Raw genomic sequence first — 18,722 nt, 5'->3', positions numbered from 1 at the left:
CCGAATGAAAGTGGCCTGTGGCCGCGAATTGAGAAAGAACTATGACCAAGGTTGAACTGGCAAAACTGCGTACCGTTATCCCCGAAATGCGCCGCGTGCGTCGCATCCACTTCATCGGCATCGGTGGCGCCGGTATGGGCGGTATTGCGGAAGTGCTTGCCAATGAAGGGTATCAGGTGACCGGCTCGGATCTGGCCCGCAACGGGGTGACCGAACGCCTGGCCTCTTTGGGCGCACACATCTTTGTCGGTCACAGTGCCGAGCATGTGGACGGTGCCAGCGTGGTGGTGGTTTCCACCGCCATCAAGCAGGACAACCCCGAGCTGCTGGCTGCCCGCGAGCTGCGTATTCCCGTGGTGCGCCGCGCCGAAATGCTGGCTGAGCTGATGCGCTTCCGTCACGGCATCGCCATCGCCGGGACCCACGGCAAGACCACCACCACCAGTCTGGTGGCGAGCATCTATGCCGAGGCGGATCGCGACCCCACCTTCGTCATCGGCGGTCTGCTCAACAGCGCCGGCACCAATGCCCGCCTGGGCAGCAGCCGTTATCTGATTGCCGAGGCGGACGAGAGCGACGCCTCCTTCCTGCATCTGCAACCCATGGTCTCCATCGTGACCAACATTGAAGCGGATCACATGGATACCTATGGCGGCGATTTCTCCAGGTTGAAGGCCACCTTCATCGATTTCCTGCACAACCTGCCGTTCTACGGCCTGGCCGTGGTGTGCGTGGATGACCCCGTGATCCGCGGTATGCTGCCGGAGATCGCCCGTCCTACCCTCACCTACGGTCTGAGCGATGATGCCGATGTGCAGGTGCTGGACTTCGTGCAGACCAGCAATCGCAGCCGCTTCCGGGTGCGCCGTGCAGGGGCGGGTGAGCTGGAGGTGACTCTCAACCTGCCCGGTATCCACAACGCCCTCAACGCCGCCGCCGCCATCGCGGTGGCAACCGAAGACGGCATCGGCGACGAGGCCATCATCCAGGCACTTTCCAAGTTTGAAGGGGTGGGGCGCCGCTTCCAGCAATATGGCGAGTTTGAAACCGGCCGTGGCAAGGCCATGCTGGTGGACGATTACGGCCATCACCCGAGCGAAGTGAAGGTGACCATCAACGCCGCTCGTGCCGGCTGGCCCGAGAAGCGGCTGGTGATGGTGTTCCAGCCGCACCGCTACAGCCGGACCCGGGATCTCTACGAAGATTTCGCGGACGTGCTCTCCAAGGTGGACGTGCTGGTGATGCTGGAGGTCTATGCCGCCGGTGAGGAGCCCATCCCCGGTGCCGATGGCCGTGCCTTGTGCCGTTCCATCCGCTCCCGCGGCACCCTGGAGCCGATCTTTGTCGCAACGCCGGACGATGTGCCCGCGGTGCTGGCCGACCTGATTGGTGAGGGGGATCTGGTATTGACCCAGGGGGCGGGGAACGTCGGTGCGCTGGCCCGTCGTCTCGGCGAGATGAAATTGAGCGTGGATAGCATGAAATCCGGTGCCTGAGGGCCCAATGAGTATTTTGACCGCCAAGCCGAGGCCTATATAATGGCGAACCGGTCTGCAAGTGGCCGGCATGGCGCGTTTTACGGGGATCGATCGGGTGGAGGCAAGGGCACAAGGGCGCACCAAGGGGGGCTTCATCGCCGGGGTGGCATTTTTCATCCTGGTCATGTGGGGGCTCTACCAGACTGCGCTGGATGTTAAAGACTGGCTGACGGATGCCAGTCGGTTGCCCATGCGCGAGCTGTTGCTGCAGGGGCAACACGAATATTTGAAGGCCGATGAGTTGCGTGCTGCCGTGCTGGATGGTGCCGAACTTCGCAACTTCTTCGAGCTGGATGTGAACGAATTGCAGGCGCGTCTGAACGCTCTGCCCTGGGTGGCCCAGGTCTCGGTACGAAAGAAGTGGCCGAACAAGATCAAGGTCTATCTCACGGAACAGGATGTGGCGGCTCGCTGGAACGGTAACCGCTTCGTCAACACCAAGGGTGAGGTATTCAGTGCCCCGGACAGGGTGAAGAAGCCCCTGATGCAGTTGTCCGGGCCCGATGATCAGGCCGCCAAGGTGCTGGAAGCCAGCCATCAGTACGAAACGCTGCTGGCGGCCAAGGGATACAAGTTGCTGGGGGTGAATCTGACCCCCCGCCATGCCTGGGAACTGACCCTGGATGGCAACATTCAGCTGTTTGTGGGGCGCTCGGATATCGCGCTTCGTCTGCAGCGGTTTATCGATGCCTTTCCCGTCATCGAGCCCCGTGAGCGGGTTGCTTACGTGGATCTTCGATACGACACCGGGATGGCAGTTGGCTGGAAGAAAAGCGAAGAGAAAGTGAATGACCAACACCGCAGATAGAAATTTGATTGTCGGACTGGATATCGGCACGACCAAGGTGGCGGTACTGGTTGGCGAAGTATTGCCTGATGGCGAACTCAATGTCATCGGCATGGGCAGCCACGCTTCTCGCGGGATGGAGAAGGGCGGGGTCAATGACCTCGACTCCGTGGTCAAGTCCCTGCGCCGCGCGGTGGAAGAGGCCGAGATGATGGCAGACTGCCAGATCAGTTCCGTCTATCTGGGGCTGTCCGGCAAGCACATCGATTGCCGCAACGAGACCGGCATGGTGCCCATCTCCGACGAAGAGGTGACCCAGGAGGATGTGGACAACGTCATCCACACCGCCAAGTCGGTGCGGTTGTCTGACGAGCTCCGGGTGCTGCACGTGCTGCCCCAGGAGTTCGCCATCGACTATCAGGAAGGGATCAAGAACCCGGTCGGCCTCTCCGGCGTGCGGATGGCAGCCAAGGTGCATCTCATCACCTGCCACAACGACATGGCGCGCAACATCGAGAAGTGTGTGGAGAAGGTGGGTCTGCGGGTGGATCAGCTGATCTTCTCCGCCCTGGCCTCCAGCTACGCCGTGCTGACCGAAGACGAGAAGGAGCTGGGTGTCTGCGTGGTGGACATCGGTGGCGGCACCATGGACATGTCGCTCTTTACCGGCGGTGCCCTGCGTCACACCAAGGTGATTCCCTATGCGGGCAGCACGGTGACCAGCGACATCGCCTATGCCTTCGGCACGCCGCCGCTGGATGCGGAGGCGATCAAGGTGCGCTATGGCTGTGCCCTCGGCCGTCTGGTCAGCAAGGAAGACAATATCGAAGTGCCCAGTGTCGGCGGTCGCCCGGCGCGCAGCCTGCAACGGCAGACACTGGCGGAAGTGATTGAACCCCGTTACACCGAGTTGCTCTCCATGGTGAATGACGAGCTGGTGCGGGTGCAGAGCGAATTGAAGGCACAGGGGGTCAAGCATCAGCTGGCCGCCGGTGTGGTCTTGACCGGTGGCGCGGCCCAGATCGAAGGCATTGTGGAGTGCGCAGAGCAGATCTTCCAGAGCCAGGTCCGGGTAGGCGAGCCCATGAATATCCGGGGATTGAGTGACTACGTACAGGCACCGGTGTACTCGACTGCGGTCGGGTTGTTGCAGTACGGCCGCACCAACCAATCCACCGGCAGTAACAAGGAATATGCCGCCAAGGCAAGCGTAGGTGGGCTGGTCAAACGGGTCAGCAACTGGTTGCGTGGCGAGTTCTAAAGATTTTGCTGAGTCAGGCAAATAAAGCGGAGAGACAACATGTTTGAATTTATGGATAGCCACACTGACGAAGCCGTCATCAAGGTGATAGGTGTGGGTGGCGGCGGCGGCAACGCAGTCGAGCACATGGTTCGTCAAAACATCGAAGGTGTCGAGTTCATCACCGTGAACACCGACGCCCAGGCACTGCGCAACTCCAGTGCCAATACCACCTTGCAGATCGGCGGTGGCATCACCAAGGGTCTGGGTGCCGGGGCCAACCCGGAAGTGGGTCGTGACGCCGCCATGGAAGACAGGGAAGCGCTGCGCGAGCTGCTGACCGGTTCCGACATGGTGTTCATCGCTGCCGGCATGGGTGGTGGTACTGGTACAGGTGCTGCCCCGATCGTGGCCGAAGTGGCCCGCGAGATGGGTATCCTGACCGTTGCCGTCGTGACCAAACCGTTCTCCTTCGAAGGGAAGAAGCGGATGGGCTTCGCCGCTCACGGCATCGAAGAGCTCTCCAAGAACGTCGACTCCCTGATCACCATCCCCAACGACAAGTTGCTGAAGGTGCTGGGTCGCGGCATCTCCCTGCTGGACGCCTTCAAGGCGGCCAACGACGTGCTGCTGGGTGCAGTACAGGGCATCGCCGAGCTGATCACCCGCCCGGGCCTCATCAACGTCGACTTCGCGGACGTGCGTACCGTGATGCGCGAGATGGGTACCGCCATGATGGGTACCGGCTCCGCCTCCGGTGACGACCGTGCCGAAGAAGCGGCCGAGAAGGCCATCTCCAGCCCGCTGCTGGAAGACGTGGATCTGGCCGGTGCCCGCGGCATCCTGGTCAACATCACTGCCGGCATGGACATGACCATCGAAGAGTTCGAGACCGTGGGTAACGCGGTCAAGGCCTTCGCGTCCGAGAACGCCACCGTGGTGGTGGGTACCGTAATCGACCCGGAAATGCACGACGAACTGCGCGTTACCGTAGTGGCGACCGGTATCGGTGCCGAGCGCAAGCCCGACATCACTCTGGTCAAGAACAACATGGTTCAAGAGCGTCCGGCCCGTCAGCCCCTGATCAGCGAAGCCCTGCAGTCTCGCGTGATGGAAGAGGCCCCGGCCAAGGTGGTGAACGCCGAGCCGCAAGCTCGTCGCGAACCGGATTATCTCGATATTCCTGCGTTCCTGCGCAAGCAGGCAGACTAAGCCTCTGATGGCTCTGGTTTGTTTGTTGCTTAAGGATTGTGCTAAGATGGCCCGGCAACGACCATCTGGTCAGGAATTTGAGCTGTTAAAGCGGATACGCCCATGATTAGACAAAGAACCTTGAAAACGAGTGTCCAGGCCACCGGTGTGGGCCTGCATTCGGGCCGGAAAGTCACTATGACGTTCCGTCCGGCGCCTGTTAACACAGGGATCGTTTACTTGCGTACCGATCTGAATCCTGTGGTCGCGCTGCCAGCCAACGCCGATCAGGTGCGTGATACCGTGCTTTGTACCGCTCTGGTGAACGAAGCCGGTGTTCGCGTGTCGACCATCGAACATCTGTCTGCCGCTCTGGCCGGGATGGGCATCGACAACCTCTATGTCGAGGTTGATGCCCCCGAGATCCCGGTAATGGACGGCAGTGCGCATCCGTTCATCTATCTGCTGCAGGAAGTGGGTATTCGTGAACAGAACGCACCCAAGCAGTTCGTGCGGATCAAGCAGAGCATCCGGGTTGAAGACGGCGACAAGTGGGCGGAATTCCACCCCTATCGCAACGGCTTCAAGATGGATCTCGAGATCGATTTCCAGCATCCGGTGTTTGAAGGCCGCAACCAGCGTTGCGTGCTGGACTTCTCCGGCAGCTCCTTCGTGAAAGAGATCAGCCGTGCCCGTACCTTCGGCTTCATGCGTGACATCGAGTACCTGCGTTCCCAGAACCTGGCACTGGGCGGCAGCCTGGAAAACGCCGTGGTGCTGGATGACTACCGGGTGCTGAACGAAGATGGTCTGCGCTACGAAGACGAGTTCGTGAAGCACAAGATGCTGGATGCCATCGGCGATCTGTACATGTGCAATCGCAGTATCATCGGTGAATTCCGTGCCTACAAGACGGGCCATGCCCTGAACAACAAGCTGCTGCGTGCCCTGCTGGCCCAGCAGGAGGCCTGGGAACTGGTGACCTTCGAGGGTGAGGGCGACAAAGCGCCTATCGCTTACTACGACAACGGTCTGGTTCTGGCCTGATAGCTGTGCAACAGGACGTCGGTCATCTCTCCGCACCGACGTCCTGTCATTTGTTTATTCCATCCTTTAATACCGATTATCTCCCGGTTTTATTGCCCGTGCAGGCCTTTGGCCTCACCTGACCGAGAAGACAGATTTCAATGAGTATTACCCTGATCCTCCACGGTAAGCAGCGCCGCAGGTTGCACTTACCCAAACAACGGCTGGCCTGGGTCGGCGGTATTCTCTTCACTGTATTGGCCTTGGGGGGCGGCTGGCTCTGGCAGAGCTGGCAGCAGAAAATGGAGGCGCTGGAAGTGGCGCTGACCCTGGCGCAGCAGCAAAAATCCACGCAAGGGGCCGATGAAGCCCGCGAACAGCTTGCCATGCTGGCCGCCCAGGTGGGCACCATGCAGGGACAACTTGGTCGCCTCAACGCTCTCGGCGAGCGCCTGACCGAGAAGGCGGACCTCGATCCCGAGGAGTTCAACTTCAAGGAGCTGCCCCCCATGGGCGGCCCTTCCTACGATGCAGACCTGGAAGTCAGCCTGGGTGAACTGCAAGATTCCATGGAACACCTCAGCCGTCAGCTCAGCAGCCGCGAAGAACAGCTGTCGGTACTTGAATCCTTCATCATGAACCACCATATCACCGATGCGGGTTTCATCCCCGGCTCACCGGTCAAGCAGGAGCGTGTCTGGATCTCCTCCGGTTTCGGTGGGCGGGTCGATCCGTTCAACGGTCGCGCCAAGATGCACAAAGGGGTGGATTTCCGCGGCAGGCCCGGCACCCCCATCCTGGCGACAGGCAAGGGGATTGTCAGCTGGGCGGGGCGCCATCCGGAGTTTGGCAACATGGTGGAGATTGACCATGGCAATGGTCTGGTCACCCGCTATGCCCACAATTCCAAGTTGCTGGTGGATGTGGGCACCCTGGTCGATGAGGGCCAGAAGATTGCCCTGATGGGGCGAACCGGTCGTGCAACCGGAGTTCATTTGCATTACGAAGTGTTGAAAGATGGTCGTCAGGTCAACCCCGCGCGCTTTCTGAATGCCAGACGGGGTTAGGTTTTTTCTTCAGGTTCCAGTGACGGAACGCTTATATAACCAAAACAGTTGGTACCCATGATTAGCACACTGCTCACCAAGATTATCGGCAGCCGGAACGACAGAACGCTCAAGGCTTTGCGCAAAATTGTAAAACAGATCAATGCGATGGAGCCTCAATTCGAGGCACTGTCCGATCAGGAACTGCAGGCGAAGACCGCCGAGTACCGTCAGCGTCTGGAGCAGGGCGAAACACTTGAGCAGTTGCTGCCGGAAGCGTTCGCCACCGTCCGTGAAGCCTCCCGCCGTGTGTTCGGCATGCGTCACTTCGACGTCCAGCTGATCGGCGGCATGGTGCTGAACTCCAACCGCATTGCCGAAATGAAGACAGGTGAAGGTAAAACCCTGACGGCCACCCTGCCGGCCTACCTGAACGCCCTGACCGGCCGCGGTGTGCACGTCGTGACGGTGAACGACTATCTGGCCAAGCGTGATGCGGAAGCCAACCGCCCGCTGTTCGCCTTCCTCGGCATGACGGTGGACTGCAACGTGCCCGGTATGGATGCGTCCCAGAAGCGCGATGCCTACGCTGCCGACATTACCTACGGTACCAACAACGAATTCGGTTTCGACTACCTGCGCGACAACATGGCATTCTCGCCGGAGCAGCGCGTACAGCGTCCGCTCAACTACGCGCTGGTGGATGAGGTGGACTCGGTGCTCATCGATGAAGCCCGTACCCCGCTCATCATCTCCGGTCCGGCGGAAGACAGCTCCGCCATGTACACCCAGATCAACAAGCTGATCCCCCTGCTGGTCAAGCAGGACAAGGAAGACTCCGAGGAGTACACCGGCGACGGCCACTACACGGTGGACGAGAAGAACCGCCAGGCGCTGCTGACCGAAAACGGCCAGATCTTCGTGGAGGAGCTGCTCAAGAAAGAGGGACTGCTGGCCGAGGATGACTCCCTGTTCTCCGCCACCAACATCAGCCTGCTGCACCACGTCAACGCCGGCCTGCGTGCCCACACCCTGTTCGAGCGCAACGTCGACTACATCGTCCAGAAGGACGAGATCGTCATCGTCGACGAGCACACCGGCCGTACCATGCCGGGTCGCCGCTGGTCCGACGGCCTGCACCAGGCGGTCGAGGCGAAGGAAGGGGTCAAGATCCAGAACGAGAACCAGACCCTGGCCTCCATCACCTTCCAGAACTATTTCCGTCTGTACGACAAGCTGGCGGGCATGACCGGTACTGCGGATACCGAAGCCTTTGAATTCCAGCAGATCTATGGCCTGGATACCGTGGTCATCCCGACCAACAAGCCGATGGTGCGCAAGGACATGGGCGATCTCGTCTACCTGACCGCCCAGGAGAAATACGCGGCCATCGTGCAGGACATCCGCGAGTGCGTGAAGCGCGGCCAGCCCGTGCTGGTTGGTACCGTCTCCATCGAGAACTCCGAGCTGCTCTCCGGCATCTTGACCAAGGAAAATATCCCGCACAAGGTACTGAACGCCAAGTTCCATGCCATGGAAGCGGAGATCGTCGCCCAGGCCGGCCAGACCGGCGCCGTCACCATCGCCACCAACATGGCCGGCCGTGGTACCGACATCGTGCTGGGCGGCAACTGGCAGGCGGAGATCGCCCAGCTGGAAAACCCGTCAAGCGAGCAGATTGCCGAGCTGAAAGCGGCCTGGCAGGTGCGTCATGACGAAGTGCTGGCGGCCGGTGGCCTGCACATCATCGGTACCGAGCGTCACGAATCCCGTCGTATCGACAACCAGCTGCGCGGCCGTTCCGGTCGTCAGGGTGATCCGGGTTCCTCCCGCTTCTACCTCTCCATGGAAGATACCCTGATGCGGATCTTCGCCTCCGACCGCGTGACCGGCATGATGAAGAAGCTGGGTATGGAAGAGGGCGAGGCCATCGAGCATCCCTGGGTGACCAAGGCCATCGAGAATGCCCAGCGCAAGGTGGAAGGTCGCAACTTCGACATCCGTAAAAACCTGCTCGAGTTCGACGATGTGGCCAACGATCAGCGCAAGGTGGTCTACGAGCAGCGCAACGAACTGCTGGACACCAACGACATCTCCGAGACCATTCACGTCATCCGTGACGACGTCTACGGCGCCATCATCGACGAATACATCCCGCCCCAGTCCCTGGAAGAAATGTGGGACGTGCCGGGTCTGGAAGCGCGTCTGAAGTCCGATTTCGCCCTGGATCTGCCGCTGCAGCAGTGGCTGGCGGAAGACGACAAGCTGTATGAAGAGAAGCTGCGCGAACGCATCCTGGATGAAGCCACCAAGCTCTATGCCCACAAGGAAGAGCTGGTCGGCAAGGAGGTGCTGCGCAACTTCGAGAAGGCGGTGATGCTGCAAACGCTGGATGGTCTGTGGAAGGAGCACCTGGCGGCCATGGATCACCTGCGCCAGGGCATCCATCTGCGCGGCTACGCCCAGAAGAACCCCAAGCAGGAGTACAAGCGCGAATCCTTCGATCTGTTCACCCAGATGCTGGAGACCCTCAAGCGCGACGTGGTCAGCATCCTGAGCCGGGTACAGGTGCAGGAGCGGGATGTGGAGGCGATGGAAGAGCAGCAGCGCCAGCAGGCCGAAGCAGCTCCCCGTACCTACACCCATGCCACGGCCGAAAACCAGCTGGCTGACGAGGATACGGGTGGGGCCGAGGGCCATACCACCTTCGTGCGCGACGAGCAGAAGATCGGGCGCAATGATCCCTGCCCCTGTGGTTCGGGTAAAAAATACAAGCACTGTCACGGTCAGCTGACCTGACACCCTGCCATGATGAATACACCGCCTCCGGGCGGTGTATTCATTTTCGGACCAAGGAGGGGACGATGAGTAGATTGCCGGCGGGATGGGATGGGGAGGCACATGGACACTGGCTGCAGGAGAGACGCCAGGAGGCGATCCGTTGTGTGCTGAGCAGGCTGAACGCAGAGACGAAAAAATCCGGTCCCCTGCAACTGCAGTTTGCCTATTACCTCTTTTTGTCCGGCGATCCAGCTTCTGCGGCACAGGTGCTGACGCTGGCGTACCGGTCTGCGCCCGATAACACTGAAGTGCTGCGCAATCTCTGTGTCTGCCTCTCGCGCTCCGATCAGCATGAGCGGGCCGTGACGCACCTGGCCGAACTGGTGCGGCGCGAGCCGGATGATTATCTGGTCCATGACGGGCTTTGCACTTCCCTTGCCAAGCTAGGACGCCATGAAGAAGCGGCACAAGCGGGAACCCGTGCCCTGACTCTCAAGGATGAGGCCGTCTCGCAGCCTGTCGCAGGGTGGGTGCTGCCGACAGAGGGGCCGGATGTCTGGCTCGCGGAGCAGGGGGAGAAGCAGGTAGTCATCGCCTTCTCCTTGTGGGGAGCACAGCCTCGCTATTTGCGGGGAGCGCTCGACAATGTGCTGGCCGCAGCTTACCTCTATCCTGGCTGGCGGGTGCGCTTCTATGTGGATGGCAGCGTCCCCCGGGAGTTTCTGGCCTGCCTGCAGGAACATGGCGCCGAGATAAAGGTGCAGCCCGATGGCCAATCCCAGCGTCAGCGCCTCTGCTGGCGCTTCCAGGTCGCCAATGATCCCGGCGTGGGGCGCTTTCTTGTGCGCGATGCGGACTCCGTGCTGAATCTGCGGGAGCGGCTGGCGGTCGATGACTGGCTTGCATCGGGGCGCTGGTTCCATATCATGCGTGACTGGTGGAGCCACACCGATCTGGTGCTGGCCGGCATGTGGGGCGGTGTGGCCGGTGTGCTGCCTCCCCTTGCGCCGCTGATGGCGAGCTATCAGCCCAGTACCATGGAAACACCGAACATCGACCAGTGGTTCTTGCGAGACTGTTTATGGCGCTATCTGCGCCAGAGCGCGCGGGTACACGATCGTTGTTTCACTCCGCCCGGTGCGGTGCCCTGGCCGCAGGTTGCGCCGCCGGGTAATGAGCATGTCGGGCAGGATCTCTTCAGGGCCCGGGGGGAGCAGCAGGCCATTCGGCTTGCCCCCTGGATCGCCCGTTTGCCGTGTTTACGCTGAGGACAATGATGGAACAGAAGAAACGGATCTGGGTGGCGGTGGGCGTCATCGAGAACGAACGGGGCGATATCTTCATCGCCAAACGCTCAGCCGATCGCCATCAGGGGGATCGCTGGGAGTTTCCCGGTGGCAAGGTGGAGTCGGGGGAGGATCTGCTCACCGCGCTGGACAGGGAATTGTGGGAAGAGATCGGGATCCGGGTGCAGGATTGTGCCCCCTTCATGGAGCTGCACCACGACTACCCCGACAAGCAGGTCTTGCTGGATATCTGGAAGGTGACCCGCTTCCACGGCGAGCCCTTTGGCAAGGAGGGGCAGGAGTGCCGCTGGGTGCCACTGGCCTCGCTGCACGAATACCGCTTCCCGGATGCCAACGGCCCCATCGTCGCGCGGTTGCAGGCCTCGCTTGCCTGAAAGGGAATCGATACCAACGAAAAAGGGCCTGAGGGCCCTTTTTTGATCGTGCTGTGTTTATTGCCAGGGATCGCCCTGTTCCGGATCGGGCAGCAGATCCGGGTTGATCTCGCCCGGGATGCGCTTCTGTTCATCCGCCCACTCGCCGAGGTCGATCAGCTGGCAGCGCTTGCTGCAGAAGGGGCGAAACGGGCTCTGCGGGCCCCATTCGATCTCGCTCTGACAGGTCGGGCACTTTACCTTGGTCACCATGGGGCGCTCCTCAACAACAGGCGAGCTGGAAGGAGACGTCGCCGATCTGCTGTTCCGTCGTCGGCAGGAAGCGCAGGGCGAAGCGGTTCTTGTGGCCGCTCAGGGTCGGATAGCAGGGCTGGGTGCCCGCCAGACGGATGCGGATCAGTTCAGCCCCTTCGGCAGTATCCTGGAAGAAGCCGTTGGTGGCCACCTGGTCGCTGAAGTTGCCCGACTCGCGCCACAGGCGCAGCAACAGGGAGATGGCGTTCATCAGCAGGGTGATGTCACTCAGCCATTGCTGCATCTGCTGGTGGCGAGTGACGGCCGGGGTCGCCAGCCAGTGGTGCAGTTGCGGCACATCGAAGGCGCACAGACCACCCGGAATGGAGAAGCGCTGACGAATGGAGCCGAGCAGGCGATCCTCTTTCAGACGGGCACCGGGGCGCGGGGAGTTCAGCAGGTTGCGGGAGAGCTGGGTACTCTCTTGCTGCATCCGCTGGATCTGCTCGAGATCGACGTCAGGCAGACTGGCCCAGTGGCTCAGGCGTTGGCCGAGGCGCTCCAGATCCTTGATGAGATCGGCACGCAGGTCACCACGCTCCAGCAACTCCTGCAAATCGAACAACCCCTTGAAGAAGGCGATATGTGCCCAGGACTGGTCACTCTCCAGATTGTCGCGGATCTGGGAAAACAGGGACTCCAGACGAAGATAGGTCCGGCTTTTTTCATTGAGGGGGAAATCGTAAATCATGCCTAATCCTGGCCAGCCATAAACCGGCCTAGTGTACTCACAGTTGGTGGGCTTGTTGAGAGGCAAATGCCAGATATGTCTGGTGCAGGGCGAAAATTCGCTGCCCGATGGTCTCACTCGTACCACTCTGGTTGTCCAGGACGTCGTCGGCCATCGCCAGGCGCTCGCTGCGGCTCGCCTGGGACGCCAGTATCGCCTGGGCCTGTTCCCGACTGACGCCATCGCGGCGGCAGGTACGCTCGATTTGCGTCGCTTCGTCCACATCGATCACCAGTACCCGATCGGCGAGGGAAGTGAGTCTGTTTTCCACCAGCAAGGGGACGACCAGCAGGCAGTAGGGGGAGCGGGTTGCCGCACACTGGCGCAGCATCTCGCTGCGGATGAGGGGATGGAGCAGGGCATTGAGCCACTCCTTGGCCTGCGAGTCGGTGAAGATCCGCTCTCGCAGCCGGCGGCGATCGAGCTGGCCATCGGGGGCAACGACATCCGGGCCAAAATGGGCGGCGATGGCAGCCAGAGCAGGGGTGCCGGGCTCCACCACCTCGCGGGCGATGATGTCCGCATCCACCACCTCGATGCCCAGCTCGGCAAAGCGGTTGGCAACCGTGGTCTTGCCGCTGCCGATTCCCCCTGTGATTGCGACTACATACATGGGTCAGAGATCCTTTTGCTAGAGCACGACATCAAGATACCAGCGGGTGATGCTATCGCCCCACAGCAGCGTTATCCAGCCCGCGATGGCGAGATAGGGGCCAAAGGGAATGGGTTTGCCCTGGTGGTGATTGCGCAGCAGGATGAGACCGATGCCGATGATGGCGCCTGCCAGCGAGGAAAGCAGCAGCACGATGGGCAAGGCTTGCCAGCCGAGCCAGGCGCCCAGCGCCGCCAGCAGTTTGAAGTCGCCATAGCCCATCCCTTCCTTGCCGGTCAGCAGCTTGAAGGCCCAGTAGAGGCTCCAGAGCACCAGATAGCCAGCCATGGCGCCGACCACCCCATCGGCCAGGGGCACGAAACCGCCCGCCAGATTGAACAGCAGGCCACCCCAGAGCAGGGGCAGGGTGAGCTGATCCGGCAAGAGCATCTTGTCCAGGTCGATGAAGGTCAGTGCGACCAATGTCCAGGTGAGCAACAGAGCGGCAAGGGTGCCCCAGCCGGGGGCAAGCGCGGCTGCTACCGAGACCGACAGCAGGGCTGTGAGCAGCTCAACCAGGGGATAGCGAGCCGAAATGGGGGCGTGGCAGTTGCGGCAGCGCCCCCTGAGCCATAGCCAGCTCAGCAGGGGAATGTTCTCCAACGCCCCTATGGGGTGGTCGCAGTGGGGGCAGCGGGAGCGAGGCACCATGAGGTTGTATCGTCCGGTTGCAGGAGGAGTCTCTTCACCGTCACCGAAATAGTCGCTGTATTCGGCATGCCAGGCCCGCTCCATCATGATGGGCAAGCGATGGATCACCACGTTCAGGAAGCTGCCCACCATCAGGGAGAAAAGGAAAATCAAGGAGAGATAGAGCCAGGGCAAGCCCTGGGCCAGTTCGATCAAAGGCACCATAGATCAATCGCTTGTGTCGGGAACGGGGATGACAGATGGCCGGGGGAAATGTACCGCCCGGCCCTCTGTCGAGGGGGTCAGTGTATCACAGAGCCCAGCTTGAAAATGGGGAGGTACATGGCCACGACCATGCCGCCGACCAGCACCCCGAGCACCACCATGATGATGGGTTCGAGCAGGCTGGTGAGGCCGTCGACCATGTCGTCCACTTCCTGTTCGAAAATGGCGGCGACCTTGGAGAGCATGTCGTCGATGGCGCCGGATTCCTCACCGATCATCACCATCTGGGTCACCATGTCGGGGAAAAGATCCACGGTGCGCATGGCGACGTTGATCTGCATGCCGGCCACCACCTCGTTGCGAATGGCCATGGTCGCAGTGCGATAGACATAGTTGCCCGATGCTCCGGCCGCCGAGACCAGGGCATCCACCAGTGGGATACCGGCGGAGAAGGTGGTGGAGAGGGTGCGGGCAAAACGGGCCATGGCCGCCTTGTGCAGTATGTTGCCCACCACGGGAATGGTGAGGATGAACTTGTCCGTGTTGTCCCTGACCTTCTGGGATTTTCGCCAGGCCCGCACATAGAGGAAGACGGCGAGAGCCGCGCCGCCAAAGATGGCGTACCACCACTCCTGCATAAAGCGGGAGATGGTGATGACGAACCGGGTAAAGGCGGGCAGCTCGGCACCGAAGCTCTTGAAGATATCCTCGAACTGGGGAATGACGAAGAGCAGCAGGATGGAGGTGACGACGATGGCCACCAGAATGACCATGGACGGATAGAACATGGCCTTCTTGATCTTGGATTTGAGGGCTTCGTTCTTCTCGCGGTAGATGGCAATCCGGTCGTAGATGGTCTCCAGAGCACCGGATTGCTCGCCTGCCTCGACCAGATCGCAGTAGAGATCATCAAAGTAACGGGGATGGCGGCGCAGCGCCTCCGACAGCGGGGTGCCGGTCTCCACATCGGCGGCGATCTGGCCGATTAGTTCGCGCACCGCCGTCTTTTCATGGCCTCGGGCGATGATCTGCAGGCTCTGCACCAGAGGAACGCCGGCGGAGAGCATGGTAGTGATCTGGCGGGAGATGACGGCGATATCCATCGGCTTGATCCGGGCGCCGCCCTTGGAGAACAGCCCCTGTCCCTGCTTGCTGACCTTGGTGACATTGACGCCCTGCTTGCGCAGCTCCGCCTTGACGGTATTGATGCTGTCGGCTTGCAGCTCGCCGGAGACCTTCTGTCCCTTGCGGTTGACGCCGTGCCAGCGGTAGGAGAAGACTTTTTTCGGTGCGTTGCGTTTTTGAGCTAATGTGGCCATCACTGCATCCTGCAATTGGGCGACGGTGGCCGGATGCTGCTGCCTGTCCGGCTCATCTTGGCTTGAAGAAGGTCATCGGGGTGATTACAGCGGCTTCACCCGGCGAGATGACTCGGGCACTGCGAACTCAGTTGGTGGTGATCCTGTTGATTTCGGCCAGGCTGGTGACGCCAAGACGCGCTTTCTCGAGGCCGGATGTGCGCAGGGTGCGCATCCCTTCCTTTTGGGCTATCGCGGCAATCTGCAGCGAGTTGGCTCCCTGCATGATGAGTTTGGCGATGTTGTCGGACATCAGCATGATCTCATAGATGCCGACCCGGCCTCTGTAGCCTCCCGAGCACTCCTTGCATCCCACGGGCTTGAACAGCCGCAACCCGGCGGCCAGTTGCTGCTGGGTGAAGCCCAGCTCCAGCAACTCGGCTTCCGGCACCACTTCCGGCGCCTTGCAGTGATCGCACAGTTTGCGTGCGAGACGCTGGGCCATGATGAGGGTTACCGAGGAGGCGATGTTGAAGGCGGGGACGCCCATGTTCATCATGCGGGTGAGTGTCTCGGCCGCCGAATTGGTGTGCAGAGTAGAGAGCACCAGGTGACCGGTCTGGGCGGCCTTGATGGCGATCTCGGCGGTTTCCAGATCCCGTATTTCGCCTACCATGACGATGTCGGGGTCCTGACGCAGGAAGGAGCGCAGGGCGCTGGCAAAGGTGAGCCCCGCCTTGGGATTGATCTGCACCTGGTTGACGCCGGGCAGGTTGATCTCTACCGGGTCCTCGGCGGTGGAGATGTTGACCTCGCTGGTGTTGAGGATGTTGAGGCCGGTATAGAGCGATACCGTCTTGCCCGACCCTGTGGGGCCGGTGACCAGGATCATCCCCTGCGGCTTGGAGAGGGCGTGAAGGTACTGCCCTTTCTGGCGTTCGTCGAAGCCGAGCTGATCGAGGTTGAGACGGGCGGCAGAGGAGTCCAGCAAGCGGATGACGATTTTCTCGCCCCACATGGTGGGCAGGGTGTTGACCCGCATGTCCATGGATCTGTTGCGTGAGATCTTGAGTTTGATCCGGCCATCCTGGGGCAGGCGCCGTTCGGCAATGTCGAGCCGTGCCATCACCTTGAGGCGAGCCGCGAAGCGGTTGGCCAGGTTGACCGGCGGCGTGGCGACTTCGTGCAGTATGCCGTCTACCCGAAAGCGGATCCGGTACTTGGTCTCGTAGGGTTCGAAATGCAGGTCGGAGGCCCCACGCTTGATGGCATCCATCATGATCTTGTGGATGTATTTGACGATGGGTGCGTCATCGTCCGCGGTGTTGACGCTCTCGTCGAGGCGGGAACTCTCGTCGGAGACCTCGAGTTCGGAGATCTCGGCCTCGTCGATATGATCCATGCCCAGGGTATCCTGCTCGCTCTCCATCAGCTTGCCGATGGCGGCGGTCAGCTTGCTCTCTTCGACCAGCAGGGCTTCCGTGTGCAGGCCAAAACTGAAACCAAAATCCTCCAGAGCCGACACATTGGTCGGATCGGACATGGCGATATAGAGAGTATGCCCCTGGGTGTAGATGGGCAGGACATGGTGCTTTTCAATCAGCTTTTGATTGAGGTATTTCTGCGGGATCTCGGCGAGATCAAAGGCCGCCAGATCCAGCAGAGGTACCCCATATTCCAGCTCGCAGAAATCGGCGAGGGCTTTGCTGTCGAGGATGTCGTTTTCAATCAGGAAGGTGACAAAGGGCTTGCGCTGCGCCTTGGCCTGGCTCAGATAGCGCTGTGAGTCTGGCTCACTGAGGAGGGAAGAAGCGGCCAGGCTGGTGGCCAGGCCGCTATTGAGGCTAGAGGTCATGCGTTAGCACATGCCAGCTTTAGCGCAGGTGCCTGTATCTTTTCTCCAGTTTACTTGTTTGGAAGCGGCTATCTCGCCGTGCATCACAAATGTGGGGTTACTTGGAGTCAGAGAGCCAAAGTCTGTGCCACTCGTCACAGTGATGTCTATCCCTGCGTTTGCATTGGCAGGAGCAACAGGAATTCTGCCATCAGTCGCACCAGCAGTACCATTAGCTCCACTTGCTGCCGCAAGTGTTACCGTGGCGCTGGTATTGACACGAGCTGGATTGGCACTTTGAATCGCAGCTTTTAAAGCCGCGTTTGCGGCATCGACACACTGCAAGCCTCTATTTGCTGTTGATGTGTTAATAGATGCGGAGGGAATATCCAAACCTTGGGCACAGACTTCGAAGGCCGTTTTTGCAGGCCCTGCTGCTGCAACGACTTCAGAATATTTAGCTCTGAGGGTGTATGTCTGATACGCCGGCAAGGCGATGGCGGCGAGGATGGCGACGATCGCAACGACGATCATCAATTCGATTAGCGTAAACCCTGACTGTCTTTTCATGTCGCTTTTCATGTCAAATGTCCTTTTTTCCATGTTTCCTGATAAGCACCGGTGGAATGCTATCCACGCTGGTATCTTATCCGAGCGCTTCGGGTTGGCAACAGAGGCGGAGACCTTGTTAGCCACTTTTATGTCATTTAGTGAAATGTGTAGAAAAATCAAAGATTAAATGGCTTCCATTGGCACTTGTCATGAGGCGGGAGGGCCCATCTTCACACTCCTTATGTCGTGGGATCCTGCATAAAGAAAAGGCGCCGATGGCGCCTTTTGCAAGTTTCGAGCCCTGTAATATTTTTGGGCACGAGCAACGGATGGGGCTTGCTCAAGCCTCGACAAAGCGCATGGAGAGATCCAGTGCCCGCACATGCTTGGTCAGCGCTCCCACCGAGATGAAGTCGATCCCGGTCGCGGCGTATCCGGCAAGGGTATCGAGGGTGACGTTGCCGGAGACTTCCAGCTTGGCTCTGCCCTGATTGAGGCGAACGGCTTCCTGCATCATGGGGATGTCGAAGTTGTCCAGCATCACGATGTCGGCCCGTGCGGCCAGGGCCTGCTCCAGCTCGGCCAGGGATTCGACCTCGACTTCCACCGGTTTGTCCGGATTGAGACGGCGCGCTTCGCTGATTGCTTCAGGGATGCCGCCGCAGGCGAGAATGTGGTTCTCCTTGATGAGGTAGGCATCAAACAGACCGATACGGTGGTTTTTGCCGCCCCCGCAGGTGACCGCATACTTCTGGGCGCTGCGCAGGCCGGGCAGGGTCTTGCGGGTATCGAGCAGGCGGCAGTCAGTGCCTTCCAGCTCGGCCACATAACGGGCGGTCAGGGTGGCGACCCCGGAAAGGGTCTGCACGAAGTTCAGCGCATTGCGCTCGCCGGTCAGCAGCACGCGGGCGGGGCCATGGAGGCGGAACAGCTCCTGATTGGGGGCAAGGCGTTCACCATCTTGCACTTTCCACTCGACCTTCACTTCGCCACCGAGCTGGGCCTTAAGTTGCAAAAAGACCTCGTCGACCCAGGGCTGGCCGCAGAAGACGCCCGCCTCGCGGGTGATGACTCGCGCGGTCGAGATGCGATCAGCCGGGATCAGCTGGGCCGTGATGTCGGCGCTGGCATCCGGTTGATCCAGCGCGGTGAGGGCATCGCCCAAGTCTTCGAGAAGTGCGGCGCGCACGGCGCGGCGGATGTCCTGTTGTAACATG

17 protein-coding genes are annotated in these 18,722 nt (G+C 60.5%); 9 read left to right on the top strand and 8 right to left on the bottom strand.

Translation table 11 applies throughout. The features are described 5' to 3' along the window. Nucleotides 1-41: 41 nt before the first annotated feature. From murC to mutT, 9 genes are all read left to right on the top strand, one after another. Nucleotides 42-1,496, top strand: coding sequence for a UDP-N-acetylmuramate--L-alanine ligase (gene murC / locus HKD46_RS04395; RefSeq protein WP_041211792.1), 1,455 nt, complete (start codon nucleotides 42-44; stop codon nucleotides 1,494-1,496). A gap of 97 nt (nucleotides 1,497-1,593) precedes the next feature. Then, complete coding sequence (locus HKD46_RS04390) at nucleotides 1,594-2,346, top strand: cell division protein FtsQ/DivIB (protein WP_161653113.1); 753 nt, start codon at nucleotides 1,594-1,596, stop codon at nucleotides 2,344-2,346. After that, complete coding sequence (gene ftsA / locus HKD46_RS04385) at nucleotides 2,327-3,586, top strand: cell division protein FtsA (protein WP_010675832.1); 1,260 nt, start codon at nucleotides 2,327-2,329, stop codon at nucleotides 3,584-3,586. Before HKD46_RS04390 ends, ftsA begins: the two co-directional genes overlap by 20 nt. Before the next feature lie 39 nt (nucleotides 3,587-3,625). Continuing rightward, nucleotides 3,626-4,777 carry a cell division protein FtsZ gene (gene ftsZ / locus HKD46_RS04380; protein ID WP_005305686.1) on the top strand — a complete coding sequence of 384 codons (1,152 nt, stop codon included), beginning with the start codon at nucleotides 3,626-3,628 and terminating at the stop codon, nucleotides 4,775-4,777. Between the two features lie 102 nt (nucleotides 4,778-4,879). Beyond that, nucleotides 4,880-5,803: a UDP-3-O-acyl-N-acetylglucosamine deacetylase gene (gene lpxC, locus HKD46_RS04375; RefSeq protein WP_010675831.1), complete on the top strand. Its 924-nt coding sequence runs from the start codon at nucleotides 4,880-4,882 to the stop codon at nucleotides 5,801-5,803. Nucleotides 5,804-5,943: 140 nt separating this feature from the next. After that, a complete protein-coding gene (locus HKD46_RS04370; RefSeq protein ID WP_039040495.1) occupies nucleotides 5,944-6,849 on the top strand; it encodes a M23 family metallopeptidase in 906 nt (301 codons plus the stop codon). Nucleotides 6,850-6,906: 57 nt separating this feature from the next. After that, nucleotides 6,907-9,627 carry a preprotein translocase subunit SecA gene (gene secA / locus HKD46_RS04365; protein ID WP_041211791.1) on the top strand — a complete coding sequence of 907 codons (2,721 nt, stop codon included), beginning with the start codon at nucleotides 6,907-6,909 and terminating at the stop codon, nucleotides 9,625-9,627. A gap of 65 nt (nucleotides 9,628-9,692) precedes the next feature. After that, nucleotides 9,693-10,877 carry a tetratricopeptide repeat protein gene (locus HKD46_RS04360; RefSeq protein WP_171864958.1) on the top strand — a complete coding sequence of 395 codons (1,185 nt, stop codon included), beginning with the start codon at nucleotides 9,693-9,695 and terminating at the stop codon, nucleotides 10,875-10,877. 8 nt (nucleotides 10,878-10,885) lie between these two features. Next, nucleotides 10,886-11,290 (top strand): 8-oxo-dGTP diphosphatase MutT, encoded by a 405-nt coding sequence (gene mutT, locus HKD46_RS04355; protein WP_171864957.1) that lies wholly within the window; start codon nucleotides 10,886-10,888, stop codon nucleotides 11,288-11,290. Nucleotides 11,291-11,347: 57 nt separating this feature from the next. Here mutT and yacG read toward each other — a convergent pair whose 3' ends face one another. The 8 genes from yacG to nadC form a co-directional block, all read right to left on the bottom strand. After that, a complete protein-coding gene (yacG, locus tag HKD46_RS04350; protein WP_039040499.1) occupies nucleotides 11,348-11,542 on the bottom strand; it encodes a DNA gyrase inhibitor YacG in 195 nt (64 codons plus the stop codon). A gap of 10 nt (nucleotides 11,543-11,552) precedes the next feature. Next, entirely contained in the window at nucleotides 11,553-12,275 is a 723-nt protein-coding gene (gene zapD, locus HKD46_RS04345) for a cell division protein ZapD (protein ID WP_010675825.1), read from the bottom strand. Nucleotides 12,276-12,312: 37 nt separating this feature from the next. Beyond that, on the bottom strand, nucleotides 12,313-12,927 hold the full coding sequence (gene coaE / locus HKD46_RS04340; protein WP_109111851.1) for a dephospho-CoA kinase: 615 nt from the start codon (nucleotides 12,925-12,927) through the stop codon (nucleotides 12,313-12,315). An 18-nt stretch (nucleotides 12,928-12,945) separates the two neighbouring features. After that, complete coding sequence (locus HKD46_RS04335; RefSeq protein WP_043154107.1) at nucleotides 12,946-13,821, bottom strand: A24 family peptidase; 876 nt, start codon at nucleotides 13,819-13,821, stop codon at nucleotides 12,946-12,948. A gap of 77 nt (nucleotides 13,822-13,898) precedes the next feature. Further along, nucleotides 13,899-15,140 carry a type II secretion system F family protein gene (locus HKD46_RS04330; RefSeq protein ID WP_171864956.1) on the bottom strand — a complete coding sequence of 414 codons (1,242 nt, stop codon included), beginning with the start codon at nucleotides 15,138-15,140 and terminating at the stop codon, nucleotides 13,899-13,901. A 127-nt stretch (nucleotides 15,141-15,267) separates the two neighbouring features. Then, the gene (gene tapB, locus HKD46_RS04325) at nucleotides 15,268-16,974 is read right to left on the bottom strand and encodes a PilB family type IVa pilus assembly ATPase TapB (RefSeq protein WP_171864955.1); all 1,707 of its coding nucleotides are present in this window, start codon (nucleotides 16,972-16,974) and stop codon (nucleotides 15,268-15,270) included. A gap of 3 nt (nucleotides 16,975-16,977) precedes the next feature. Then, nucleotides 16,978-17,535: a prepilin-type N-terminal cleavage/methylation domain-containing protein gene (locus tag HKD46_RS21555; RefSeq protein ID WP_272954093.1), complete on the bottom strand. Its 558-nt coding sequence runs from the start codon at nucleotides 17,533-17,535 to the stop codon at nucleotides 16,978-16,980. A gap of 310 nt (nucleotides 17,536-17,845) precedes the next feature. Next, a complete protein-coding gene (nadC, locus tag HKD46_RS04315; RefSeq protein WP_171864954.1) occupies nucleotides 17,846-18,721 on the bottom strand; it encodes a carboxylating nicotinate-nucleotide diphosphorylase in 876 nt (291 codons plus the stop codon). Nucleotide 18,722: the final 1 nt, after the last annotated feature.

The organism is Aeromonas sp. TW 6 (genome assembly GCF_013168745.1).
Lineage (GTDB): Bacteria > Pseudomonadota > Gammaproteobacteria > Enterobacterales > Aeromonadaceae > Aeromonas > Aeromonas caviae.
This window is presented reverse-complemented; position numbering and strand designations above follow the sequence as displayed.